This window comes from Arthrobacter sp. 05T420 (assembly GCF_056396305.1).
In genome coordinates this window covers 137,574-160,635 of record NZ_JBFTLG010000010.1, presented here as the reverse complement: position 1 = coordinate 160,635, position 23,062 = coordinate 137,574, and the positions used below count along the sequence as shown (strand labels likewise).

Sequence of the window (23,062 nt, the reverse complement as noted above, 5' to 3'; positions counted from 1 at the left end):
AGACCTTCCATGGGGTGAGTTGCGGTCGGGCCCACCCTTCCAGCCGCTGGCTGCCGAGAGGCGTCTCCCAGATGAAGGCTCGGTGAACGGCGCACCTCCCTACGGAACCCGCCCTACCGACCTCGCACTACGGACCAAGGCACTACGGAGCAGTCGATGCGGCCAGCACCGCGTGCACGCGCCGCAGCCGGTCCAGCCACCAGTCCCGGCGTTCCGGTGCGGCGGCGTGTGCGTCCAGCAATTCCGGCGCCGGGCGGACGTCGCGGAGGGTGATCGCGCCGTCGTCGGGAACCAGTGAATCCTGCGTGACATCAGCGGCGAGCAGGGACACTGTCCCCAGGCCGCAGGCGTACGGCAGTTCGGGCAGGGCGGCGGCGAGGGCCAGGCCGGCCCGGATGCCCACAGAGGTGTCCAACGCCGAACTCACGACGGCGGGCAGCCCAGCCTGCGCCACGATCTGCAGGGCGCGGCGCACTCCCCCGAGCGGGGCGACCTTGACCACGACCAGGTCCGCGGCGCCGGCACGGGCCACTTTGAGCGGGTCCTCTTCCTTGCGCACGCTCTCATCCGCGGCAATCAGCACGGGGACGCCGGCGGCCCGCAGCTGCCGCCGAACCTCGGCGAGGCCCGCGATCTCCGGCACGGGCTGTTCTGCATATTCGAGCCCGACGGCGGCGAGCCGCCTGAGTGCCGTGACGGCCTCCGGCACGTCCCAGCCGCCGTTCGCGTCCACCCGGATCGCGGCGTCCGGCAGGGCCTCCCGGACGGCCGCCACCCGGGCGGCGTCGTCGTCGAGGCTCTGGCCGCGTTCCGCGACCTTGACTTTGACCGCGTCCACCCGGCCAAAGCGGGCCAGGATCTCGGGCACCTGGCGCGCCGGCACGGCAGGGACAGTGGCGTTGACCGGGACGCTGTCCCGCAACGGGGCCGGAAACCCGGCCCAGCCGGCCTCGATCGCGGCCGCAAGCCAGCGGGAGGCCTCGGCGTCGTCGTACTCGGGGAAGGGAGAGAATTCGCCCCAGCCCAGCGGCCCGCGGAGCAGCAGGGCCTCGCGCTGCAGGATGCCCCGGAACTTCACGCGCATCGGCAGGCTCACAACATGGGCGCCGGCCAGGAGTTCGTCGAGGCCGGGCAGGGGCGCGGCGGGACGTGCCGGGGTGTCCATGGGGAGGGCGGGCATGGTGCCACTGTACTGGCATGCCCTCCTGCGATGCCGCACCGGGACGCGAACGTCTGGGGACGCGAGGCGCTCGGAAGCGCCGGGACGCGGTGCAGGGAGGCTGATGAGGTCCTTGATGGGCCGGCGATGACTGGGGGTGAGTCCCTGGTCCAGGAAACTCGTCTTCGCCGGCCCCGCTCAAGGAGCGTAGTGCCGGGGGATCATCCGCGCCGGCACAAACGACTCTACGAGGCCCGGTCCGGCGCGACACGAGTAGCGAGTACTCGATTATTGGCAGGCGCTACACCCGGCGCGCGCCGGACCTTCAGCTGGCGCGCAGGGTTCTGTGGGACCCTTGATGGCATGACTTTTTGGCGGAAGCACACCCCTGGGGACCCGTCTGCCCGAGTCCAGAAAACCCCGTCTGCCGGAGTCCAGATAACACAGCTCCCGGAAACGCAGCTTCTCACCGCCCTGCCGCCCGAACCTCCGGAACGCCGGCCTCGAGCCCACCGAACACGGGATGCGCAGGCAGCGCCGCCTCCCGGCAAGGCCACGGCCGCCTTGTTCGTGCTGGCCACGGTGGCCTGCGTCGCCGGGCTGGCCGCCACCTACTTCTTCTTTGTCCGCACCACCACGGGACAGTTCATTGACGAATCGGCCCTCGTCGAAGCCGTTGAGATCAGCGGTACCGTGGGCAAGGCCGCCACGAAACTCCTGGACTGGCTGCCGGCGCTCTCTGTGGTGATCGCGTCAATCGTGGTGGTTTTCGTCACCATCCTGAGGCGCCGCTGGTCTGCGGCCGGGATCGCGATTGCTGCCTGCGTGGGCGCCAATGTGGCAACGCAAATCCTGAAGGACCTGCTCCCGGTGCGGCCATACCGCGGCGTCGAGACACTGGAGCTGAATTCGCTGCCCTCGGGCCACACCACCCTGGCGGCCTCGGCCGCAGCAGCCGTGTTCCTGCTGGTCTCGCCGCGCTGGCGGCCGCTGGCCGGCTATCTGGGCGGCAGCTTCGCGGTCGCCACGGGCGTGTCCACCCTGATCAACCAGTGGCACAGGCCCGCCGACGTCGTGGCAGCCTTCCTGCTGGTGGGCACGTTCATGATCCCGGCCGGCTGGCTGATCATCCGCCGGGGCCCGCGCTGGAACGTCTGGGACGGTTACGGAGGCCACTGGGCCTCGGCCAGGGTGTGGCTGCTGCTTCCGGTCCTCACCGGCCTTGCCGCGGCAGGGGTGGCGGCGTATGCCTTGCTGAGCATCGGCCCGGGCGGGCAGATCAGCACCATCAGTTACTTCTGGGCCGGAACGTCGCTGATCATCATTGCCGGCTACCTCGGCACCGTGGCCGGCGTGTGGTTGTTCGGCCTGGCCGCCCGGCAGGTCAGTAGTTCAGGCGGTCAGTAGTTCCGGCGGTGTTTAAGGCGCGGAATGGTCACGGCGAACACCGCCGCGGCGGCGAAGCCGATCACACCGGTCGCAGCCACGCCGGCCCCCAGGGCAGCGACCGCGGTGACGGCTGAGAGCAGCACGGGACCGCCGGTGGCGCCGGCGTCGGCCATGAAGCGCCAGATCCCCAGGAACTGGCCGCGGCCGTTGTCCGGCGAGAAATCGGCCCCGAGCGTCATGTTCAGGCCGGAGCTGATGCCGTTGCCGAAGCCGATCAGGAGCGCAGCCAGCATGAGCGAGACGAATCCCGTGCTGAGCGGGATCAGCAGCATGGCCGTGCCCATGATGAGCGTGGACGGTACGGCCACCCATTGCCGGCCCTTGCGGTCCATCAGCTTTCCGGCCGGATAGAACACCAGCATGTCGATCGCCCCGGAGATCCCGTAGATCAGGGAGGCCTGGGTGGGGTCAAGGCCCAGGTGATCGGCCCACAGCGGGATGACCACCTGGCGCGAGGCGCGCAACGCGCTCAGCAGCAGAACGCCGGCCCCGACGCTGAGGAAAACGCCGGCGTGCGACACAGCGATGCTGCGCATGGTGGGCTGTTGCACCGGAACGCCGTCGGCCGGAAGCGGCTTCGCCTCGAGGTCGGGGATGGTGACGGACACCGCCGCCGCCGCGGCCATGGCCACGACGCCAGCCCAATAAGCCCCGCTGATCCCGGCAAACTGCATCACGGCGGCCCCGATGAAAGGGCCGATGAAGATGCCAATCCTGTTGACGCCTCCCAGTGTGGACAGGGCCCGTGCCCGGACCATGACCGGCACGGCCTCCGTCAGGTATTTCTGCCGCGCCAGGCTGAAGACGCTGGCGGCCATGCCCACCACCACCATCGCCGCCGCCAGCACCCAGAGGCCGCCGGGAAACAGCGGTGCAACCGCCGCCGCGGCGAGGGCGACAGCGCTGGCGGCCGCGGCCCCCACGATCGCCCAGCGTTCCCCGAATTTCAGCGTGATCAGTGACGCCGGCAGGTTGAAGAACCAGGACCCGAGGCCAATCAGCGTAACAATCAGCGCGGCCCCTGGAACCGAGGCGCCAAGATCGCGGGCGGACAGGGCCACCACGGGAAGGATCGCGCCCTCACCCAGGCTGAACATGAGGGCCGGCCCGAACGCGGGAACGGCGATGCTTCGGAGGCTGAAGGGTGCGAGGCGTGTGGTGGTCATCCCCTTCATCCTAGGCATCCGCCGGGGCCCTCCCTGACTTAGGCGTCGAAGTGGGTGCGGACCCCGACGCTGGTGACGTGCCGGAGGACGTCCGCGGCGACGTCACGGAGCTTCTGGTTCCGGTTGCTGGATACTCGGGTCAGGATGGCCATGGCCTCGTCCTGGGAGCAGCGGTTCTGCGCCATGATCACACCACAGGCGAGATCTATGGAGGTGCGGTTCTCCATGGCGGCCTGCAGGTCCTCGGCCCGGGACTGGGCGGTTCCGATGCGCACGGCCAGGCGCAGGGCACGCCCTGCCAAGTCCGCGAACCCGGCCGCTTCAGCGATGGTCGCCTCCGTGAAGAGTCCAGTGTCCGCCGCGAAGAAGTTCAGTGCCGCGGCGGCGTCCTCACCGATCTCCAGGGGAACGCCCAGGGTGCTGCGGCACCCGTTAGCGGCAAGCTGGAGCTGGTAGTCGGGCCAGCGGGGGTCCGTGTCCACGTCCGCCAGCAGGACCACGGCCTTGGTGCGGAGGGCCTCGACACAGGGGCCGGAACGGAGACTTTGCTCAATGCGGTCCAGGACCACGGCGTGAGGGCTGCTGCCCGCGACCGTCATGGTCCGTTTACGGCGCTGGAGCGTGACACCGCACTCAATCTCGGCGCCGGTCATGTGGCTCAGCGAGGCGGCCGAAAACTCCGCGAGACGATTCAGGAAGTCGTCGACGTTTTCGGTCCCCAGGAGTAAGTCCTGCAGGTGCCGGGCGGCGTCGTCCCCGACGTAGTTGTTGGCCATGCTCAAATGTACCGCGGAGTCCTGCGTGGGCGCGTTTAGACGTAGCCGTCCACGATTGCCGCGGCGATCTCACGGTAGGCGCGCCGCGTTTCAGGGCGAAGTACGTCGAGGGTGACGAGGTCGCCGTCGGCCACTCCGCGGTCGTGCGGAACCGCGATCAGCTGGCGGCAGATGCCGGACAGGTGTTCCTCGATTGCGTCCTTGTCCACCCGGGTGGACACCTCGTCCTTGTCGGTGATGACCACGACGGCGTTGCGCGCCAGGTCTTCGTAGCCGTGGCTCGCCAGCCAGTGAAGGGTGCTTCGGGCCCGTTTGGCGCCGCTGACGGCATAGCCGGCAGCGATGATCAGGTTGTCCGCCGACTGCAGGATGCCGCTCATGGCATTGTGCGTCACGCCCGTGCCGCAGTCGATCAGCGCCACGGAATAGTAGGCGGAGATGAGCTTGCGGATCCGCAGGTATTCCTCGGCCGTCAGCGAATCCGATACCTCGGGATCCTGTTCACCGGCAATGAGGTGCAGCCTGCCGGCATGGTGCATGTAGCGGGCCAGGGCCGTGAGGGAATCGACTGACTCGATGTTCCCGAGCAGGTCCGTGATGGTCCGCGGGCTCTGCTGCTGGTAAATGCCCTCGCCGAGGGCGCGTTCGACGAGGTCGCCGGAATCAGGGTTGGCGTCGATCGCGCACGGGGGATCGCCCCGGAACTCCGCCAGGGTCAGTCCGACGCCAACCGTGGTGGAGGTCTTGCCGATGCCGCCCTTCAGGCTCAGGACGGCGGTGTTGTAGCTGCCCTGGAGCTGGCGGGAGATGCGCCGGGCCAGTTCGTCTTCCTCACGCTGCCTGGCGCTCGGGCCCAGGTTCAGCCCGCCGCCGGTCAGGTTGTAGAGCGCCCCGCGGAAACCGCCGACGGGCCGGGGCTTCTGCTCGCGGACAAAGAGACCCGGGGAACTGATGAAGTCGGGCACCGGGGCGTCGGCCAGTGCCGCCGCCCTGCTGGCCGAACGCGTGGAACGGGTGGGCTGGGCGGGCACGGCAGGAGCAGCCTCGGGGGCAGGCGGCTTCAGAGCAGGATCCTTGGACGGTTTTGCGGGCTGCGGGCGCGCGGGTGCGTCGGCTGCAGCAGCAGCCTGCGCCCAGGAACTGCTGGGGGCCGTCGGGCGCTGGTCAGCCTGGTTGCTGGAAATGATAGGCATGGTTCCTGTCCAGGCGTCGGAGTCGTCGCCGCGGCGGCGGTCCCTCCGACGCGGGAGTTGGGCCTCCTCTGCAGCTGCTTCAGCTTCAGCGAGGGCGTTGGCGGTCTTGTTTTCGACCTGTTCTGGCATGTTCGTTCCCCCCAGGGATCACAGCGCAGACCGCTGCAGTGCTCGATTGACATCGTTCCAGGAACAAGTCTAGGGGCAGTAATGAGCACACTTACCATTACTGCCAAGATCCTGGCCCTAGCGGTGGGCCCCTGTGTCCTGCAGGCGCTTGATAAACCAGCGCGACTGCTCGGGGCCGTACGGCAGGATCGGGATGGCCTTGGTGGCGTCGTCCGGGGTTTCCCGGGTGGCCTGGATTGCCTGCCGGACCGCGGTGGTCATGGTGTTGGCCATGGTCTTGACGAACTGGTCCGAGCACGGTTCGCCGTGGCCGGGAATCAGGAACTCGTAACGGTGCCGCAGCGCAGAGAGGTGCCGGAGGGCGTCGGCCCAGTCTTCCGGGAATGAGTCCTCGAAGGAGGGGTGTGAACCCTGTTCCACGAGGTCGCCGGCGAAGAGGGTGCTCGCCGTGCCGACCAGGAGGTCGCCATCGGTGTGGCCGCGGCCCAGATAGAACAAGGTGGCGGTCTGGCCGCCAAGATCCACAAGGACGGGCTGGTCCTTCACGATGGCGTTCGGAACCACCAGCTCGGCATCGGTGCCCTGACCGGCCGCCATTTCCGGTTCCGCCGAGGCCACGAACCGCCGCTGCTCATCACCGTTCTCCTCGATTTCCGCAGCGCAGTTCTCGTGCGCCCAGAATTCCGTGACGCCGTCGTCGGCGAAGACGGCGTTGCCGAAGAAGTGGTCGTAGTGGGCGTGCGTGTTGACCACCACCAGTGGCAGCGCGGTCTTTTCCCGCACGGCCGCCAGGATCTCACGGCCCTGCCGGGGGCCGCCGCCGGTGTCGATCACCATGGCGCGCTCGGTGCCGACCACCATACCCGTATTGAGCAGGGAACCTTGAGTTGTCAGTACGTAGTTGTCTGGACCGACCTCGAGCCATCGTGACATTGCATCTCCGTATTTCCGACGCTTTTCCGGCGTTGTTTGTGCGGTCTTGTTGGTGCTGTGTTGGTGCGCTGCACAGGCCTCGATTCTACCCGTGTCGGCTGGCAATTCCCTTCAGGGCATGCCCGTCCCGCCCCTGTGGCGGCTCTGCCCGGAGGCCCTCGTCTTAGCCTCGCCGCGGAGTAGCCTGTGGCCACCACTGACGACTTTGCCCTCATCCGCCGCTTCAGCGCGAACGGCTGCTGCTCCTGCCGGCGTCGTGGCTGGTGCGGCGGCCTTCCGCGCGGGCGGAGAAGGGAGCGGGAACCGCACAGAACTAACCGTGCGGCCCCGCCCGGCCGGGAATCCCGGGCCAGGGAATCCCCCGAGCCAAGTGCTCACATGTCCGCGAGCGCCGACCCCGGGTTCTCGATCGCGTCGGCGACATAGCGCAGGAAACCGCCTGCGGCGCCCCCGTCGCACACCCGGTGGTCGAACGTGAGGGTCAGTTCGGTGACCTTACGGACCGCGAGCTCGCCGTTGACCACCCAAGGCTTGTCGATGATCCGCCCGACGCCCAGGATCCCCACCTCGGGGTGGTTGATGATCGCGGCGGAACCGTCAACCCCGAACACGCCGTAGTTGTTCAGCGTGAAGGTGCCGCTGCCCAGCTCCGCCGGGGTCGCCTTGCCCTCGCGGACGACGGCGGTGAGGCGGCGGATCTCGGCGTCCAGTTCGCGGGCGCTGAGCTTGTCAGCGTTCCGCACCGAAGGCACCATCAGTCCGCGGTCGGTCTGCGCCGCGAAACCGAGGTTGACGCCGTCGAAGGCCACAATCTCCTGCATCATGCCGCCCGCAGCATCCTCGGTGGTCACGATCCGCGTGTTCAGCTCCGGGAACTTCTTCAGCCCGGCGGTAACGAACCGGGCAATGAAAGCCAGCAGGCCCGGGGTATTGTGCGGGTCAGCCTTCTTCAGCGCCGCACGCATCTCCACGAGCGCCGTGGCGTCCACATCCACCCACACCGTCGCTTCCGGGATCTCGGACCGGCTGCGTGTCATGTTCGCCGCGACCGCCTTGCGCACTCCACGTACGGCTGTGCGTCCGGAGATGCCCAGCCCGGTGCGCGCATCGGTACCCGACGCCGAGGCCGGAACGGCCGGCTCCACGACAGGTTCCGCGGCCGGGCGCTCAACCACCGGTGACGGCTTGATGACGGCTTCGACGTCGCGCCGCATGATGAGCCCGCTGGCCCCCGACCCCTGGAGTTCCCCCAAATCAACCCCATGATCGCGCGCCATCCGGCGAACCAGCGGAGAAATAACCGCCCCGAGCTTCCCCGGCACCCGGGTCCGCAGCAGCACCAGGTCATCGGCAGCCTTCTCGGCAGCAGACGCCGGGCCGGCAGGCTCGACAAGCGAAGTAGCGACGGCCCGCTTAGGAGCCCGGCTCCGCCGGGCAACCCCATGCCCGCCCGGAGTCCCATAGCCGATCAAGACATTCCCAGACCCAGCCTTCTCCTCCTCGCGGTAAGCCTCAGCCGCGGCAGCGGCCGGGGTGTCAGCAACAACACCAGCCGACGCAGGCAATGCCGCCCCGGGAGTGGCATCGGGCCTGTCGGAGCCGGACGGCATGCTGCTTGCAGCAATGCCGTCCGGCGAAGGGGCGGGTGCGGCATTGCCTGTGGCGGCGCCACCGGCGGCATCATCCGCACCGGCCCCACCCGAAACCGGGGAAGCACCGGCAGCACCCACAGGCATCACCGAGATCAGCGGCTTGCCGACGTCGAGCGTCTGGCCGGGCTCGCCGTGCAGCACGGCCACGGTGCCGGCGTACGGGGAGGGCACCTCCACCATGGACTTGGCCGTCTCCACCTCGGCGATCGGCTGGTCGACGCGGATCTCGTCGCCCACGGCCACGAGCCAGTTCACGAGTTCGGCTTCGGTGAGGCCTTCGCCCAGGTCCGGGAGGAGGAATACTTTGGGTTCGCTCATGGTCAGTCTTCCCACTGGAGGTCGTCAACGGCGTCGAGGATGCGGTCCACGCCGGGCAGGTAGTAGTGCTCGAGCTTGGGCGCCGGGTAGGGCACGTCGAAGCCGGTGACGCGGCGGATCGGCGCGGCGAGGTGGTGGAAGCAGCGTTCCTGGACCCGGGCGACGATTTCCGAGGCCACGGACGCGAAGCCGTGGGCCTCGGCGATCACGACGGCGCGGCCGGTCTTGCGGACCGAGGCGCAGACGGTCTCGTCGTCGAACGGCACGATCGAGCGGACGTCGATCACTTCCAGCGAGCGGCCTTCCTCGGCGGCGGCGGCCGCGGCGGCAAGCGCCGTCGGGACGGACGGCCCGTAGGCGATCAGCGTGGCGTCGGTGCCGGGGCGGGCAACGGCGGCCCGGCCCTCGGAGGAAGTGCCGTTCTCGGTGTTCGCGGCGTGCTCGGCGCGCAGCGCGTCCAGGTCCACCTGGTCCTTGGACCAATACAGCTTCTTGGGCTCCATGAACATGACGGGGTCGTCGGAATCGATGGCTTCGCGGAGCATCCGGTATCCGTCGGCCACGGTGCCGGGGGTGAAGACCTTCAGGCCGGCGGTGTGCGCGTAGTAGGCCTCGGAGGAGTCGCAGTGGTGCTCCACTCCCCCGATGCCGCCGGCGTACGGAACCCGGATGACCATGGGCAGCTTCACGGCGCCCTTGGTGCGGTTGTGCATCTTGGCGACGTGGCTGACGATCTGTTCGAAGGCCGGGTAGGCGAACGCGTCGAACTGCATCTCGATGACCGGGCGCATGCCGTTCATGGCCATGCCCACGGCCATGCCCACGATTCCGGATTCGGCCAGCGGGGTGTCGAAGCAGCGGCTGGTGCCGAAGGTCTTGGTGAGCCCGTCCGTGATGCGGAAGACGCCGCCGAGCATGCCGACATCCTCGCCGAAGACCAGGACCGAGGGGTCCGCGTGCATGGCGTCGGCCATCGCGGTGTTCAGAGCCTTGGCCAGCGTGATGGTCTGCGGGCCGGTCAGCTCTGCGGTGGCAGCAGCTTTGGCGGCGGCGCGGGCGGTCGCGGCGCTGACGTTCCCGTTCGCCTCGGAGGACGTGGTGATGGTGGGGCTCATTTGCCGGCCTCCGTAGCGGCGGATGCGGCTGCGGCGGATGCGGCGTCGCGTGCCAGTTCGTCGGCGAGCATGGCTGACTGTTCCTTCAGCTGTGGGGTGGGGGTGGAGAAGACGTACTTGAAGAGATCCTGCGGTTCCACCGGAACCTCTTCGCTGAGGCCTTCGCGCAGCTGCGTGGCAACTGCTTCGGCCTTGTCGGTGATCCTGGCAGCGCGGTCATCGTCCAGCAGGCCGCGGTCCGTCAGGTAGGTCTGCATCCGGCTCAGCGGGTCCTTGGCCACCCATTCGGCGACTTCGCTGTCCTGACGGTAGCGGGTGGCATCGTCGGCGTTGGTGTGCGCCTGCATCCGGTAGGTGTGCGCCTCCACGAGCAGCGGGCCGGAACCTTCCCGGGCGAGCTTGACGGCCCGGCCCAGGACGGCGAGCAGGGCCACGACGTCATTGCCGTCCACGCGTTCGCCGGCCATGCCGTAGCCCACGGCCTTGTGGGCCAGCGAGGGCGCAACCGACTGGTGCGCGAGCGGCACGGAGATCGCGTACTGGTTGTTCTGGACGAAGAAGACCACAGGAAGGTGGAAGACGGCGGCGAAGTTCAGGGCCTCGTGGAAGTCGCCTTCGCTGGTGGCGCCGTCCCCGCACATGGCCAGGACCACGGTGTCCTCGCCGCGCAGCTTGGCGGCGTGCGCAACGCCGACGCCGTGCAGCAGCTGGGTGGTCAGCGGAGTGCACTGGATCCCGACCTTGTTCTTGGCGGGGTCGTAGCCGCCGTGCCAGTCGCCGCGGAAGAGCGTCATGGTCTGCACAGGGTCCACGCCGCGGGCCATGACGGCCACCGAGTCGCGGTAGGTGGGGAACAGCCAGTCACCCTCGGCAAGGCACAGTGCGGCGGCAACCTGGCACGCCTCCTGGCCGTGGCTGGAAGGGTAGACGGCCATGCGGCCCTGCCGGACCAGCGCGGAGTTCTGGTCGTTGACGCGGCGGCCGACGACGAGCTGCTCGTAGGCGGCCAGCAGTTCGGCCTCGCTGGGCAGGCTGTATTCGTGCCCGGGCTGGGTGCCCTGTTCCGTGTGCGGGTTCAGGGTGCCGTCGGGGCCGACCATCTGGATCTGGTGGCGGGCCGGGAGCATGTAATCCTCAACCGTGATGCCGAACTTGGTCACGGCATCACTGGCTGGATTTTGCTGCGCGGCCTGCTGCGCAGGTTGCTGCGCAGCATGGTCTGCGGAGATCGTCATTGGTCCGTCCTTCTGTAGCCACTAATCTTTCCCAGTATGCTGCCAGCCGCTGTTTCGTATCCACCTCCGTGGCAAACCGTGGAGAAGTCCACAAATTTGCCCTAGTCTGGAAGACGAATCGTAAGTGTGAGCTGGATTACCGGCGGGGGTTGTAGACGAATGGCAGAGCTTGAGGCGGAGCAGGTGGCGGTGCCGCTGGACGATGTGGACCGGAACATCATTGCGGAGCTGACCCGGGACGGCCGGATGTCCGTGACCCAGGTGGCCGAGAACGTCCACATTTCCCGCGCCCACGCGTACACCCGGATAGCCCGGCTCACCGGTGAAGGCGTCCTGACCAAGTTCACCGCCCTGGTGGATCCCATCAAGGCCGGCTTGAAGTCGTCGGCCTACGTCACGCTGAAGGTGCGCCAGCATTCCTGGCGCGAGCTGCGCGAACTCCTGCGCGCCATCCCGGAGGTCCATCACATCGCGCTGGTGGGCGGGGACTTCGATGTCATCCTGCTGGTGCGCGCCGTGGACAACATTGACCTTCGCCGGGTGATCTTCGACCAGTTGCAGTCCATGCCCGGTGTCTTGGACACCCAGACCTTCCTGGTGTTCGAAGACGTGGACACGCGCTAGCTTACGAACGCCTTCATCCAGGCCCGGAGCTCCTCGCCAAACTCCACCCGCTCGGCCGCGATCGAGATGACCGCCTTGAGGTAGCTGAGTTTGTCTCCGGTGTCGTACCGGCGGCCCCGGAAGACCACACCGTAGACGCCGGCTCCGTCGCAGTCGGACACGGCAAGGGTCTGCAGCGCATCGGTGAGCTGGATTTCGCCGCCACGGCCGGGCGGGGTGTCCTCCAGCACATCGAAAATCTCCGGATGCAGGACGTACCGCCCGATCACGGCCAGGTTCGACGGGGCATCGGCGATGGCGGGTTTCTCCACGAGCCGGTTGACCCGCACATGGTCCTGGCCCGGCACCACCGAAATGTCGGCGCAACCATAGGCACTGATTTCCGCGGGATCCACCTCGATCAGCGCCACCACGGAGCCGCCGGTCCGGGCCTGGACGTCCATCATGGTGGTCAGCAGCTCGTCCCGCTCGTCGATCAGGTCATCGCCCAGCAGGACGGCGAAGGGTTCATGGCCCACGTGCTGGCGGGCGCAGAGGACCGCATGGCCCAGCCCCTTGGGGTCGCCCTGGCGCACATAGTGCAGCGGGCCCAGGCGGGAAGCGTGACGGACGGCCTCCAGCCTGTCGAAATCACCCTTGAGTTCAAGGGCGTGCTCCAGCGAGGGTTCGCGGTCGAAGTGGTCCTCCAGTGCACGCTTCTGGCGCCCGGTAACCATCAGCAGATCCGTCAGCCCGGCCCGGACGGCTTCTTCCACGACGTATTGGATGGCCGGCTGGTCGACCACCGGCAGCATTTCCTTGGGCATTGCCTTAGTGGCCGGCAGGAAGCGCGTTCCCAGCCCCGCCGCGGGTATGACAGCTTTAGTTACAGATCTCCCCAGACTCATAACCGAACATTACAAGCGGGTTAAGGAAATGAGAATGCTTCGGGGCAAAGACGAGTACTCGGGAAATGAGTTTCCGCGGAACCCGCCGGGCCGCCGGTCAGCCCTTGAAAACCGGGGTGCGCTTCTCCTGGAAGGCGCGGAAACCCTCGGCGTAGTCCTCGCTCTTGCACAGCCGTGCCTGCTCTGCGTTTTCCTCTTCCATGGCCTCCCACAGCCCCAGCCGCTGGTCCCGGATATGCGCCACGAGCTCTTTGCTGGCCCGGAACGCACCGGTGGCGCCAGTGGCAACGCCGGCCACGATGGCCCGGGTGTTCTCCAGCAGTTCCGCCGCGGGCATGGCCCGGCTGAACATACCCCGTGCCACGGCGTCGGCGCCGCTCATGAGCTCCGCCGTGTAAATCAGGTCCAGGGTCCGGTGCATGCCCAGGCGCTCGGTGAAATACCAGTGCCCGCCGGAATCGAGGGTGGCGCCGAGCTTGGCGAACGGTGAGCCGAACTTGGCGTTCTCCGCCACGTAAACCACATCCGTGGCCAGCAGCAGGCCCAGCCCCACACCGAGGCAGGCGCCCTGCGCCGCCGCGAACGTGGGCGCGGGGAAAGTGCTCATTTTCTTGAGCAGCGGCTGGACGAGCCCGCCCAGGTACGCCTGCGCGTCGTCGCTCTCCGGGGTCACGCCGGCGATGTCCCGGCCGGCGCAGAAGGCGCGGCCCTCGCCGCGGAGCAGCAGTGCGCGGACCTCGCCGCGCGCGGCGGCGTCAGCGGCGTCGTCGTACGCCCGGGACAAATCCGCGAGTGCCTGCTCGTCGAGGGAGTTCAGCTTGTGTGGGGCATCGAGTACGACTTCGGCAACGCCGTCGGCGATGGACAGGGAAATCATGGGGCTCCTTGGATTCGAAAGGCGGGCGCCGAAAAACCTAGACGTCGAAGTCGACCGTGACTTCCGGGGTGGTGGGGTGGGACTGGCAGGTCAGGACGTAACCCTTGTCGAGCTCATCCTGCTCCAGGGCGTAGTTCTCGTCCATGGTGACATTGCCGCTGACCAGCTTGGCCCGGCAGGTGCCGCAGACGCCGCCGGCGCAGGCGAACGGCACGTCGGGGCGGACCCGGAGGGCGGCGTTGAGGATGGATTCGCGGGCGTGGGTGGGGCTCGCCACGTCGCCCTGCAGGCCGTCCAGCTTGAACGTGATCTTGTAGGTCTCCTTGGACTCGTCCTCGATCACTGGCCGGCCAATGTTGCCCTCGGGGCGGTCCGGCTTGCCGGAGGTGAACAGTTCGAAGCGGACGTGCTCCGGGGCGACGCCGCGCGCGGCGAGGGTGTCCCGGCACAGCTGCACGAGTTCGAACGGGCCGCAGAGGAACCATTCGTCGACGTCGTCAGCGTGGATGGCGGTGCCCAGCAGCGCCTGCAGCTTCTCGGCGTCGATCCTGCCGCTGAGCAGCGGCGCGATCCGCTGTTCACGCGAGAGCACGTGGTGCAGCGCCAGCCGGGCCGGGTACTTGTCCTTCAGGTCCGCGAGTTCTTCGAGGAACATCACGTCCATGGCGGCCTTGTTGGCGTAGATGAGGTCGAAGCGGGTCTCGGGGTGGGCCGCCAGCAAGGTGCGGGCGATGGCGATCACGGGGGTGATGCCGGAGCCTGCGGCGATTGCCACGAACGAGCCGGGCTCCCCCGCCAGCTCCTTCGGATCATTCATGGAGGTCATAACATTTTGCTCCACCGGCTTGCCGTCGCGGCCGTGCTTGGAGACGAAGGCACCCATGGGGCTCATGACGTCCAGGACGTCGCCGGCCTTGAGTTCGGCGTTGGCCCACGTGGAGAACAGGCCCCCGAGGTCTTTCTTGATGGCCACCCGGATTTCGCTGCTGCCGTCCGCGAAGCTACGCGGTTCGGCGCAGATCGAGTAGCTGCGGCGGATCTCGTGCGGCTGCCCGTCGGCGTCGGGCAGGGTGGTGCGCAGCGCGACGTACTGGCCCGGCAGGTAGTCGAACTGCCCGGATAGCCCGGCCGGGACGCCGAACGTCACCTCGATGGCGTCGTCGGTGAGCCGGCGGACCTCATCCACCGTCAGGGTGTGGAAGGACGCACGACGGCGGCCGGTGGCTGCGGCCGACTCCGCGGCGGTCTGGCGGACAACCTTCATGGAGGCACCTGTTCCTTACAAAACTTTGAAGTAGTCGAACGGTTCCTTGCAGTCCTGGCACACGTAGAGGGCCTTGCAGGAGGTGGAACCGAAGCGGGTGAGTTCTTTGGTGTTCAGGGATGAGCACTGGGGACATTTGACGGCAAGCGCGAGCCGGACCGGGCCGGCGTGCCGGACTGCCGACTGGCCCGACGGCGGGGCGATCCCGTACTGCTCCAGCTTGGCCTTGCCGTCCTCGCTCATCCAGTCGGTGGTCCAGGCCGGGGAGAGGACAAGTTCGACCCTCACGCTCGGGTACCCCGCGCGGTGGAAAGCCGCGGTGAGGTCATCCCGGATGGCGTCCATGGCGGGGCAGCCCGAGTACGTCGGGGTGATGGTGACCTGGACGGCGGGAACCATCCCGCCGTCGTCGTAGAACTGGACATTGCGCAGGATGCCGAGATCAGCAATGGTGAGGACCGGGATTTCGGGGTCGCACACAGTGGCTGCGACCGCCCAGGCTTTCTCCTGGGCGGTGTTGCCCCTGGCGGCGTTGCGGCGCTCCGCGGTTTCCGGATCGGAGACAAACATTTCCATGGTGCCTACCAGCTGGCTCCGGGGTGCTCGCGGGCGAGCACCTGCATCTCGGCGAGGATGTAGCCGAGGTGTTCGGAGTGCAGGCCGCGGCGGCCCCCGCCCGGTGTGGGCTGCACATTGGGGACCTCGAGCTCGGCTTCGGCCAGGACCTCGCCGGTGAGCCGGTCGAAATCCTCGCGGAGGCTCGAGGGCTGGGGCGCGGCGCCGGCCTCGCTGAGGCGTCCGGTGAGCTCGTCGTCGCGGAACAGCTCATCCACGAATGGCCAGATGACTTTGAACGCGTGGATCATGCGCTGGCGTGATTCGTCGGTGCCGAGGGCCAGGCGCAGGACCCACTGGGCGCTGTGGTCCCGGTGGTAATCCACCTCCTTGACCGCCTTGGCGGCGATGCCGGCCAGGGTGGAGTCGGTGGAGGACGTCAGCCGGCGGTAGAGCTCGAACTGGTAGTAGCTGACCACGAACTGCCGGGCAATGGTGACGGCGAAGTCGCCGTTCGGCTGTTCGAAGAGCGCCGCCGAGCGGAACTCGTGCTCGCGGCGGAGGTAGGCGAGATCGTCTTCGCTGCGCCCGTCCAGTCCGCCGGCGTAGCTGAGGAAGGACCGGGCGTGGCCAAGTTCGTCCAAGGCGATATTGCCGAGGGCGACGTCCTCTTCGAGCTCCGGCGCGCGGGAGATCCAGTGGCCCAGGCGCTGGGCCAGGATCAGGGCGTCGTCGCCCAGGCGCAGGGCGAACTCGGCGACGTCTTCGCTCGGCTTCGCGGTACCGCGGCTGACAGAGAGCGCGATGTCTTCCGGGCGGAGGGCGTTGCCGGGGGTGATGCGGGTGGCGCTGGCTCCGCTGTCTCCGGCGGCGCCGGATACGCCGACGGTGATGTCGCCGTGGCCGGTCGTTTCCTCTGAGTTGAGGGCTGTTTCAGGAGTAGTGCTCACAGGTGCTTCACGCCCTCACTCTTGGTGTAGTACGTGGCGTGGCGGTAGTCCTTGCCCTGGGGGGATTCAAAGAAGGAGCCTTTGGAATCCGGGTCGCTGGAGGCGATGGCCTCGGCCGGGACCACCCAGATGGACACCCCTTCGTTGCGGCGGGTGTAGAGGTCCCGGGCGTTGCGCAGGGCCATGGCCGCGTCGGGCGCGTGCAGGGATCCTGCGTGGACGTGGGACAGGCCGCGGCTGGAGCGGACAAATACTTCCCAGATGGGCCAGACGTTTCCTGCTTGGGGTTCTGTTGTCATGCTGCTGATTCCTTCTGCTTGCGGCTCTGCTTTTCCGCGTAAGCGGCTGCGGCTTCGCGCACCCACGCGCCGTTCTGGTGTGCCTCGCGGCGCCGTTCCAGGCGCTGGGCGTTGCAGGGGCCGCGGCCGGCCAGGACTTCATGGAATTCGGCCCAGTCCAGCGGCCCGTGCTCCCACTTCTTGGTTTCCTCGTTGAACCGGATGTCCTTGTCAGGCAGCGTCAGGCCGAGGACCTTGACCTGCTCCATCATCATGCCGACAAACCGGTTGCGGAGTTCGTCATTGCTGAATCGCTTGATGTTCCAGGCCATGGACTGCTTGGAGTTGGGCGAGTCGTCATCCGGGGGGCCAAACATCATCAGGGCCGGGGCGTACCAGCGGTTCACCGCGTCCTGCGCCATCTGCTTCTGCTCGGGAGTGCCGTGGGAGAGTTCCAGCAAAATCTCAAAGCCCTGGCGCTGATGGAAGGACTCTTCCTTGCACACCCGGACCATGGCCCGGCCGTAGGGACCGAAGGAGGCGCGGCAGAGCGGCACCTGGTTGGCGATCGCGGCGCCGTCGACCATCCAGCCGATGGCACCCATGTCGGCCCAGGTGCGCGCCGGGTAGTTGAAGATTGAGGAGTACTTGGCCTTGCCGTCCATCAGGTCCTGCATCATCTGATCACGCGGCTGGCCGAGGGTTTCGGCGGCGGAGTAGAGATAGAGTCCGTGGCCGGCCTCGTCCTGGACCTTGGCCATGAGGATGGCCTTGCGCTTCAGGCTCGGGGCGCGCGAGATCCAGTTGGCCTCGGGCTGCATGCCAATGATCTCCGAGTGGGCATGCTGGGAGATCTGGCGCAGGAGCGTTTTGCGATAGGCCGGGGGCATCCAGTCACGCGGCTCGATCCGGGAATCCTCCGCCATGACCTTGTCGAAGTATGCCTGGCCCTCGGCGTCGCGCCGGGCCGCGTCCTCGGGCCTCGGCTCATGCCGTTCCGGCGATGGCTCGGCGGGCACTGACTGCAGGGTCTGCGATGCCATGGTTGCTCCTCATGAATTTCCGATAAATAATTACCGACCGTTCGTTCAGGATATGCGGAAGGCGCGAGATGCGTCAAGGACAAAGGTTTGCCGCAAACCGCCGCGCCAGGGCATCTATACCTAGAGCTACTATGTTTGATACCTTTCAGTCCTACGTATCACTTCTAGGCACAGGAGGCGCGGTGCGCATTGATAAAGACCTGGTCGCCGCTTCAGCCACTCCCCTTGTGCTGGGCATCTTGGCGGACGGCGACCTGTATGGCTACGCAATCCTCAAGCGGGTGACTGAGCTCTCGGGCGGCGGCATGCAGTGGACCGACGGAATGCTCTATCCGCTGCTGCACCGGCTCGAGCGGCTCGGTTACGTGTCCTCGCTGTGGGGGACGTCCGACGCCGGGCGCCGGCGCAAGCACTACACCATCACGCCGGCGGGCAGGGATGCCCTCGCCGACCGCCAGGAGCAGTGGACCGTCGTCGCAGACGCGCTGCGCCAGGTGTGGCAGACCACCCAAGGCCCGGCGGCCGCGACTGAGGGGTGGGCGTGATGACGCCACACGCTGAGCTGGAGGCCCAGATCGACCGGTGGCGCGGATACGTTCAGCGGAACCGGGCGATCTCCCCCGCCGACGTCGACGAGCTCGAGGACCATCTGCGCGAGCAAATCGCCGACCGGCAGGCGACCGGCCTCGACGACGAGGAGGCCTTTCTCGTCGCCATCAAGCGACTGGGCAACCTGGACGCCGTCTCCCGCGAATTTGCCCGAGAGCACTCGGACCGGCTGTGGAAGCAACTCATCCTGGTACCGGCAGGCTCCGACGACGCCAGCGCGTCCCCGTGGCGCGAGTTGGCCGTCGTCCTCTCACTCGCCGTCGGGGCGGGCGCGGCCGTCAAGGCCGGCTCTGCCTGGCTCGACGACGGCGCCGCCCTGATGCGCAACCTGGGCTTGCTCGTATTCCCCTTCCTGGCCGCGTTTTTCGCGTGGAAGCGGCGCATCACCGGTGCGGTGGCGGCGACACTGATCGTCCCGTTTGCCGCCCTGGCGGTCGCCCTCAACGTCTACCCCTTCGCCCCAGCCGGATCCACCGGGATGCTCGCCGCCCTGCACGCCCCGGTCATCCTGTGGCTGCTGACCGGCCTGGCCTACGTCGGCGGGAGGTGGCGGTCCGACAGGCGACGCATGGACTTCGTCCGGTTCACCGGCGAGCTCGCGGTCTACTACACCCTGCTCGCGCTGGGCGGGGCAGTCCTGATCGCCCTCACACTCGCGACCCTCCGGGGTATTGGTGTCGATTTCCAGCCGGTCCTGGAAGGCTGGGTCCTTCCGTTCGCCGTGCCCGGAGCTCTGGTGGTCGCTGCCTGGCTCGTCGAGGCCAAGCAGCAGGTTGTGGAAAATATGGCCCCCGTCCTCACCCGCGTTTTCACACCGCTGACCGTTGCCATGCTGCTGGTCCTGCTGGCCGTGCTCGCCACGGCGGGCGGTTTTGTCGACATCGACCGAAACCTGCTCATCCTCATGGACGCAATCCTGGTGCTCGTCCTCTGCCTGCTGCTCTATTCGATTTCCGCCCGCGACCCGCTCGCCCCTCCCGGACTGTTCGATGCATTGCAGTTGGCCCTCGTCATCGCGGCCCTTTCGGTCGATGCCGTGATGTTGACGGCGATGCTGGCCCGTATCGCCGAGTTCGGCTACAGCCCCAACAAGATCGCCGCGCTGGGCCTGAACCTGCTGCTGTTGGTGCACTTGCTGCGCGCGGCCTGGCTCGCCGTCGCCTTCCTGCGCGGCCGTCTCCCGTTTGCTGCCGTCGAGCGCTGGCAAACCCGCTACCTGCCGATCTATGGCGTCTGGGCAGCAGTCGTGGCGGCGGTCTTCCCGCCGGTCTTCGGCTTCATCTAGTCGCTGCCGTCAGCGCCGGTCCCCGAAGTGCAGGTGCGGCGCGGAGGTGTTTCCGGTGTTGCCGATCTTGCCCAGTGTCTGGCCGGGCAGTACGTTGTCGCCCACTTCGACGGTCACCGAGCCCTTCTGCATGTGGGCGTATGTCGCGTAGCGGCCGTCGCTGTGGCGCACCGTGACGTTGTCGAACGCATCCGGACTCGGAATCATTCTGCTGCGTCCGCCCGGCTCCGCGGCGTAGAAATCAGCAGCCGAAACTTCAGCCCCCAGCACTTATGAGCCCGCGCAGGGATTGGGGCTTTGATCGCGCCCGGATCGTGCAAGGCTAGTGGCATGGATCTGGAGGTTTCGCCCGCGCTCACGATTCCCGCCGCCGAACTCGGCTGGCGGTTTTCGCGTTCGTCCGGGCCCGGCGGACAACACGTCAACACCTCGGACAGCCGCGTCGAACTCTCGTGGAACGTTGCCGGCTCGGCCGCGCTTTCGGATGGCCAACGGCTGATGCTCCTCACGCGTCTGGGCCAGCGTCTCATCACCGGGGTGATCACCGTGACCGCCTCGGAGCGGCGCTCTCAGCTGCGCAATCGCGAGATCGCGCTGGCCAAGCTCTCCGCGCTCGTGGCAGAGGGGCTTGCTCCCGAAGGTGCCCGACGCCGCGCCACCAAACCCACCCGGGGCTCGAACCGTCGGCGCCTCGCCGCAAAGGGACAGCGGGCAGAGACGAAACGTCAACGGCAGCGGCCGTCTGCCGACTAGCGCCATCCCGCTGCTAATTTTCCAGCCACGGGGAGGCGCGGCGCCCGCAGGCAGGGGAACCCAGCCCGTGGGGCGGGCCGCTGGGCGCCGCTCGCGACCGCCACGCCGGGGGCCGGCCGGTCGTGAACGCCCAGTTTCGTGAGCGCGAGCGGGCCGAGGACGGTCAGCAGGCTCCGGCCGCGGCCCACCCGGTGCCCGTTGACCTCGGCCACGACATTCTTCACTCGAGGCCCTTGTCGGAAAAGAAAGCAAAATCTCATGGTGCTTTCCGGCAGCCAGGCTCGCCATGCGCAGTTAGACTCGGAAACCATGCCGCTGGCAAGAGTCTCGCTAATGGAAGGTGGATTGTCCTTGCAATCGCCCCGCCCCGTTCGGATCCTGACGGTCTGCACCGGCAACATCTGCCGCTCGCCGGTGGCCGAGCGCCTGCTGCAAGCTGGCCTGGACCAGGTGCAACCCGGTGCCTTTGAGGTGCGGAGCGCCGGCACGCGGGCGATGGTGGGCGAGCCTATCCAGCCACTCTCTGCAGAGATCATCAGGACTTATGGCGGAACGCCGGACGGCTTTGCGGCCCGCCAACTCACGCCGGAAATCCTCAAGGAGTCCGATCTGGTGTTGACGATGACCGTTGGTCATCGCGGTGAGGTGATGCAGTTGGATGCCTCATTGCTCAAGCGCACCTTTACTATCCGCGAGTTTGCCCGGATGCTTGAGGTCCTTGAGCAGCGCGACACGCCCTCCCCATCCAGTGACGTTTCGGGCTTTTGGCGGGAGCTCCCCGGCCAGGCGGCGTCGGTAAGGCACTTGGCGCTGCCCAAGGACGCCTCTGACAACGACGTTGTGGATCCCTACCGACGCGGGCAGGAGTCCTACGACCAGATGGTGGACGAGCTCGCCCCGGCCATCCTGGCCATTCTGCGGTTCGCACACCACCGCAGCTGAGTCGGGTGCTTGTATCTAGGCCGCCGCCAGCCTTCGGACCCGGGGAACAGCGGCCGTTTCCGCCGGCGCGACGATGCTGAGCTGGCATTCTGACTGAAGCGGATCAATGGCGGGCGGCAGGTGGTGGGAGGCGGAGCACTCCCGCAACTGCTCGAGGGCCGCCGGTTCCACCACGGCGTGGCTGACATCCACCACCAAATGGAGTCCTTCCCTCAAGTGGTTTGCCCGCTTGACCACCACGTACAGGGCTTGGAGGCTCCTCGCCGTCACATGTCCCTGTGCTGCTACTTCTGCCTGGCCGCAATCGAGATCGAGCCTGACAAGAACCCGGATTTTGTGGTCCACAACGATTCCCCTGTTCGTGCATTTACCGCTTGGTCGCGACGCTGCGACCGCTTTGGCCGCGACGCTGCGACCGCAACCCAGCCTAGGCAGGGAGTGTGACGCAGGCAACAGGGCGCTTCATATCGGGGAAACCTCGCGTTATGTGCCGGTTTATTAGCGGAAAAGTGTTGATCGGTAGGCCCGGTGTATTGTAAAGGAGGCCCCACGGCGGCCATCCAGGCACTTGGCCCAAGTCCAGGACGCAACGGAGAGCGACGTCGTGGCCTCCTACCGCCACGGCGGGGAACTGCATCCACCGGATGCAGGACGAGCCAGCGCGGCCAGCCAGTGCACTCTGCGTTTCGCGCCCCTCAATGCTCCGGCGCGGCACGCCTGGGTACTGACAGCCAGAATCCGGGCACCAGGCCCGGCCGACTTAGAGGAACTCATGACACACCCCTTCGACAGCCCAGATGACGTCCGCGGGGCGGAAACCCGCGAACGGCGGCCCGTGAAGAAACGCCGAGGCCGCAACGTGCTGATCGCCGTCGCCGTCGTGGTTGCGCTCGTCGCGGTGGTGGCAGGTGGCTACCTCTTCAACCTCGCACGGACCTTTGACTCCGGCACGAGCAAGATTGACCAGGCCTTCCCGGAGGAGTCCACGCGCCCGCAGAAGACAAATACCGCGATGAACATCCTGGTGATGGGCAGCGACAGCCGCGGCGCCACCGAATCTGATGCCGCGGGTGGAACGCCCACGAACCAGCGCGCGGACACACTGATGCTCATGCACATCCCGGCGGACCGCAAGAACATCTACACCATGTCCATCATGCGCGACCTCTGGGTGGACATCCCCGGTCACGGCGAGGCGAAGATCAACTCGGCGCTGGCCCTAGGCGGCACGCCCCTGATGGTGCAGACCATCGAGTCGATCTTCCACCAGCGCATCGATCACGTAGCGATGATCGACTTCGAGGGCTTCAAGGGACTCACAGACGCGCTGGGTGGGGTGAGCGTGAACATCAAGGTACCGTTCACCTCGACCGCACTGCCGGGCCAGTCCTTCGCCCCGGGCCAGCACACCTTCAATGGAACGCAAGCCCTGGCCTTCGTTCGCGAACGCCACGCGTACGCGGACGGCGACTACCAGCGGGTCCGCAACCAGCAGGAGTTCCTGCGGGCCATCATCAAGAAGTCGATCGCGGGCCAGACCCTGAGCAACCCGATCACGATCAACAACATGGTGGGCGCCGTCTCGCCGTTTGTCACGGTCGACAAGACCCTGGACTCGGGCGCCGTGGCAGGGCTGGGGCTCGAGCTCAAGGACATCCGTGCGCAGAACACCGTCATGTTCACGCTGCCAACCGGCGGCATCGGAACGTCCACGGACGGCCAGTCGATCGTGCTGACAGACCCGAACGCCATCAAGGACATTTCCGCGGCGATGGCCTCGGATTCCCTGGGCGAGTACGTCGCCGCGAACAAGTTCGAGAACGGGAACTGAGCCCCGTCAAGTGAGGCGGCAGGAGAGGCCCTTGGACCC

Annotated in this window: 25 protein-coding genes; 7 read left to right on the top strand and 18 right to left on the bottom strand. The window is 67.4% G+C overall.

Annotated features, from left to right (window positions below; genetic code table 11):
* Window positions 1–142: 142 nt before the first annotated feature.
* Window positions 143–1,180 (bottom strand): o-succinylbenzoate synthase, encoded by a 1,038-nt coding sequence (locus AC1DEM_RS11860; RefSeq protein WP_476884552.1) that lies wholly within the window; start codon window positions 1,178–1,180, stop codon window positions 143–145.
* A gap of 342 nt (window positions 1,181–1,522) precedes the next feature.
* On the opposite strand from AC1DEM_RS11860, the gene AC1DEM_RS11855 reads away from it, so the two are divergent.
* Window positions 1,523–2,566, top strand: a complete 1,044-nt coding sequence (locus AC1DEM_RS11855) for a phosphatase PAP2 family protein (RefSeq protein ID WP_476884551.1) — start codon at window positions 1,523–1,525, stop codon at window positions 2,564–2,566.
* Here the strand turns inward: AC1DEM_RS11855 and AC1DEM_RS11850 are convergent.
* The 7 genes from AC1DEM_RS11850 to pdhA all read right to left on the bottom strand — a co-directional run bounded on the left by AC1DEM_RS11850 (window position 2,560) and on the right by pdhA (window position 11,125).
* On the bottom strand, window positions 2,560–3,774 hold the full coding sequence (locus tag AC1DEM_RS11850) for an MFS transporter (protein WP_476884550.1): 1,215 nt from the start codon (window positions 3,772–3,774) through the stop codon (window positions 2,560–2,562). The genes AC1DEM_RS11855 and AC1DEM_RS11850 overlap by 7 nt on opposite strands.
* A 38-nt stretch (window positions 3,775–3,812) precedes the next feature.
* Complete coding sequence (locus AC1DEM_RS11845; protein ID WP_476884549.1) at window positions 3,813–4,550, bottom strand: GAF and ANTAR domain-containing protein; 738 nt, start codon at window positions 4,548–4,550, stop codon at window positions 3,813–3,815.
* A 35-nt stretch (window positions 4,551–4,585) separates the two neighbouring features.
* Window positions 4,586–5,872, bottom strand: a complete 1,287-nt coding sequence (locus AC1DEM_RS11840; protein ID WP_476884548.1) for a MinD/ParA family ATP-binding protein — start codon at window positions 5,870–5,872, stop codon at window positions 4,586–4,588.
* Window positions 5,873–5,989: 117 nt separating this feature from the next.
* The gene (locus tag AC1DEM_RS11835; RefSeq protein WP_476884547.1) at window positions 5,990–6,805 is read right to left on the bottom strand and encodes an MBL fold metallo-hydrolase; all 816 of its coding nucleotides are present in this window, start codon (window positions 6,803–6,805) and stop codon (window positions 5,990–5,992) included.
* Between the two features lie 374 nt (window positions 6,806–7,179).
* The gene (locus AC1DEM_RS11830) at window positions 7,180–8,775 is read right to left on the bottom strand and encodes a dihydrolipoamide acetyltransferase family protein (protein WP_476884546.1); all 1,596 of its coding nucleotides are present in this window, start codon (window positions 8,773–8,775) and stop codon (window positions 7,180–7,182) included.
* Between the two features lie 2 nt (window positions 8,776–8,777).
* Complete coding sequence (locus tag AC1DEM_RS11825; protein WP_476884545.1) at window positions 8,778–9,890, bottom strand: alpha-ketoacid dehydrogenase subunit beta; 1,113 nt, start codon at window positions 9,888–9,890, stop codon at window positions 8,778–8,780.
* Entirely contained in the window at window positions 9,887–11,125 is a 1,239-nt protein-coding gene (gene pdhA, locus AC1DEM_RS11820; RefSeq protein ID WP_476884544.1) for a pyruvate dehydrogenase (acetyl-transferring) E1 component subunit alpha, read from the bottom strand. The genes AC1DEM_RS11825 and pdhA overlap by 4 nt, the downstream gene beginning before the upstream one ends.
* Before the next feature lie 159 nt (window positions 11,126–11,284).
* On the opposite strand from pdhA, the gene AC1DEM_RS11815 reads away from it, so the two are divergent.
* A complete protein-coding gene (locus AC1DEM_RS11815) occupies window positions 11,285–11,749 on the top strand; it encodes an Lrp/AsnC family transcriptional regulator (RefSeq protein ID WP_090574884.1) in 465 nt (154 codons plus the stop codon).
* On the opposite strand, the gene galU is transcribed toward AC1DEM_RS11815, so the two are convergent.
* From galU to paaA, 7 genes are all read right to left on the bottom strand, one after another.
* Window positions 11,746–12,636, bottom strand: coding sequence for a UTP--glucose-1-phosphate uridylyltransferase GalU (gene galU / locus AC1DEM_RS11810; RefSeq protein WP_476884543.1), 891 nt, complete (start codon window positions 12,634–12,636; stop codon window positions 11,746–11,748). The two genes, AC1DEM_RS11815 and galU, sit on opposite strands and share 4 nt — an antisense overlap.
* Before the next feature lie 97 nt (window positions 12,637–12,733).
* A complete protein-coding gene (locus AC1DEM_RS11805) occupies window positions 12,734–13,513 on the bottom strand; it encodes an enoyl-CoA hydratase/isomerase family protein (RefSeq protein ID WP_476884542.1) in 780 nt (259 codons plus the stop codon).
* A gap of 37 nt (window positions 13,514–13,550) precedes the next feature.
* Window positions 13,551–14,777: a 1,2-phenylacetyl-CoA epoxidase subunit PaaE gene (paaE, locus tag AC1DEM_RS11800; protein WP_476884541.1), complete on the bottom strand. Its 1,227-nt coding sequence runs from the start codon at window positions 14,775–14,777 to the stop codon at window positions 13,551–13,553.
* A 15-nt stretch (window positions 14,778–14,792) separates the two neighbouring features.
* Window positions 14,793–15,347: a 1,2-phenylacetyl-CoA epoxidase subunit PaaD gene (paaD, locus tag AC1DEM_RS11795; protein ID WP_476884564.1), complete on the bottom strand. Its 555-nt coding sequence runs from the start codon at window positions 15,345–15,347 to the stop codon at window positions 14,793–14,795.
* Window positions 15,348–15,358: 11 nt separating this feature from the next.
* Window positions 15,359–16,282, bottom strand: a complete 924-nt coding sequence (gene paaC / locus AC1DEM_RS11790) for a 1,2-phenylacetyl-CoA epoxidase subunit PaaC (RefSeq protein ID WP_476884540.1) — start codon at window positions 16,280–16,282, stop codon at window positions 15,359–15,361.
* Entirely contained in the window at window positions 16,279–16,581 is a 303-nt protein-coding gene (paaB, locus tag AC1DEM_RS11785; protein ID WP_028277739.1) for a 1,2-phenylacetyl-CoA epoxidase subunit PaaB, read from the bottom strand. The genes paaC and paaB overlap by 4 nt, the downstream gene beginning before the upstream one ends.
* Window positions 16,578–17,603 (bottom strand): 1,2-phenylacetyl-CoA epoxidase subunit PaaA, encoded by a 1,026-nt coding sequence (gene paaA, locus AC1DEM_RS11780; protein ID WP_476884539.1) that lies wholly within the window; start codon window positions 17,601–17,603, stop codon window positions 16,578–16,580. The genes paaB and paaA overlap by 4 nt, the downstream gene beginning before the upstream one ends.
* A 182-nt stretch (window positions 17,604–17,785) precedes the next feature.
* On the opposite strand from paaA, the gene AC1DEM_RS11775 reads away from it, so the two are divergent.
* Window positions 17,786–18,148, top strand: coding sequence for a PadR family transcriptional regulator (locus tag AC1DEM_RS11775; protein WP_476884538.1), 363 nt, complete (start codon window positions 17,786–17,788; stop codon window positions 18,146–18,148).
* Window positions 18,148–19,497: a permease prefix domain 1-containing protein gene (locus AC1DEM_RS11770; RefSeq protein ID WP_476884537.1), complete on the top strand. Its 1,350-nt coding sequence runs from the start codon at window positions 18,148–18,150 to the stop codon at window positions 19,495–19,497. Before AC1DEM_RS11775 ends, AC1DEM_RS11770 begins: the two co-directional genes overlap by 1 nt.
* Window positions 19,498–19,506: 9 nt before the next feature.
* Here the strand turns inward: AC1DEM_RS11770 and AC1DEM_RS11765 are convergent, their stop codons facing one another.
* Window positions 19,507–19,704, bottom strand: coding sequence for a M23 family metallopeptidase (locus AC1DEM_RS11765; protein ID WP_476884536.1), 198 nt, complete (start codon window positions 19,702–19,704; stop codon window positions 19,507–19,509).
* Window positions 19,705–19,827: 123 nt separating this feature from the next.
* Here AC1DEM_RS11765 and arfB point away from each other — a divergent pair, with 123 nt between their 5' ends.
* Complete coding sequence (gene arfB, locus AC1DEM_RS11760; protein ID WP_476884535.1) at window positions 19,828–20,250, top strand: alternative ribosome rescue aminoacyl-tRNA hydrolase ArfB; 423 nt, start codon at window positions 19,828–19,830, stop codon at window positions 20,248–20,250.
* Here the strand turns inward: arfB and AC1DEM_RS11755 are convergent.
* Window positions 20,247–20,474, bottom strand: a complete 228-nt coding sequence (locus tag AC1DEM_RS11755) for a hypothetical protein (RefSeq protein WP_476884534.1) — start codon at window positions 20,472–20,474, stop codon at window positions 20,247–20,249. The genes arfB and AC1DEM_RS11755 overlap by 4 nt on opposite strands.
* A gap of 127 nt (window positions 20,475–20,601) precedes the next feature.
* Here AC1DEM_RS11755 and AC1DEM_RS11750 point away from each other — a divergent pair, with 127 nt between their 5' ends.
* On the top strand, window positions 20,602–21,192 hold the full coding sequence (locus AC1DEM_RS11750) for an arsenate reductase/protein-tyrosine-phosphatase family protein (protein ID WP_476884563.1): 591 nt from the start codon (window positions 20,602–20,604) through the stop codon (window positions 21,190–21,192).
* 15 nt (window positions 21,193–21,207) lie between these two features.
* Here AC1DEM_RS11750 and AC1DEM_RS11745 read toward each other — a convergent pair whose 3' ends face one another.
* Window positions 21,208–21,537: a hypothetical protein gene (locus AC1DEM_RS11745; RefSeq protein WP_476884533.1), complete on the bottom strand. Its 330-nt coding sequence runs from the start codon at window positions 21,535–21,537 to the stop codon at window positions 21,208–21,210.
* A gap of 427 nt (window positions 21,538–21,964) precedes the next feature.
* Between AC1DEM_RS11745 and AC1DEM_RS11740 the strand changes: the two genes are divergently transcribed.
* Window positions 21,965–23,023, top strand: a complete 1,059-nt coding sequence (locus AC1DEM_RS11740) for an LCP family protein (RefSeq protein ID WP_476884532.1) — start codon at window positions 21,965–21,967, stop codon at window positions 23,021–23,023.
* Window positions 23,024–23,062 lie beyond the last annotated feature (39 nt).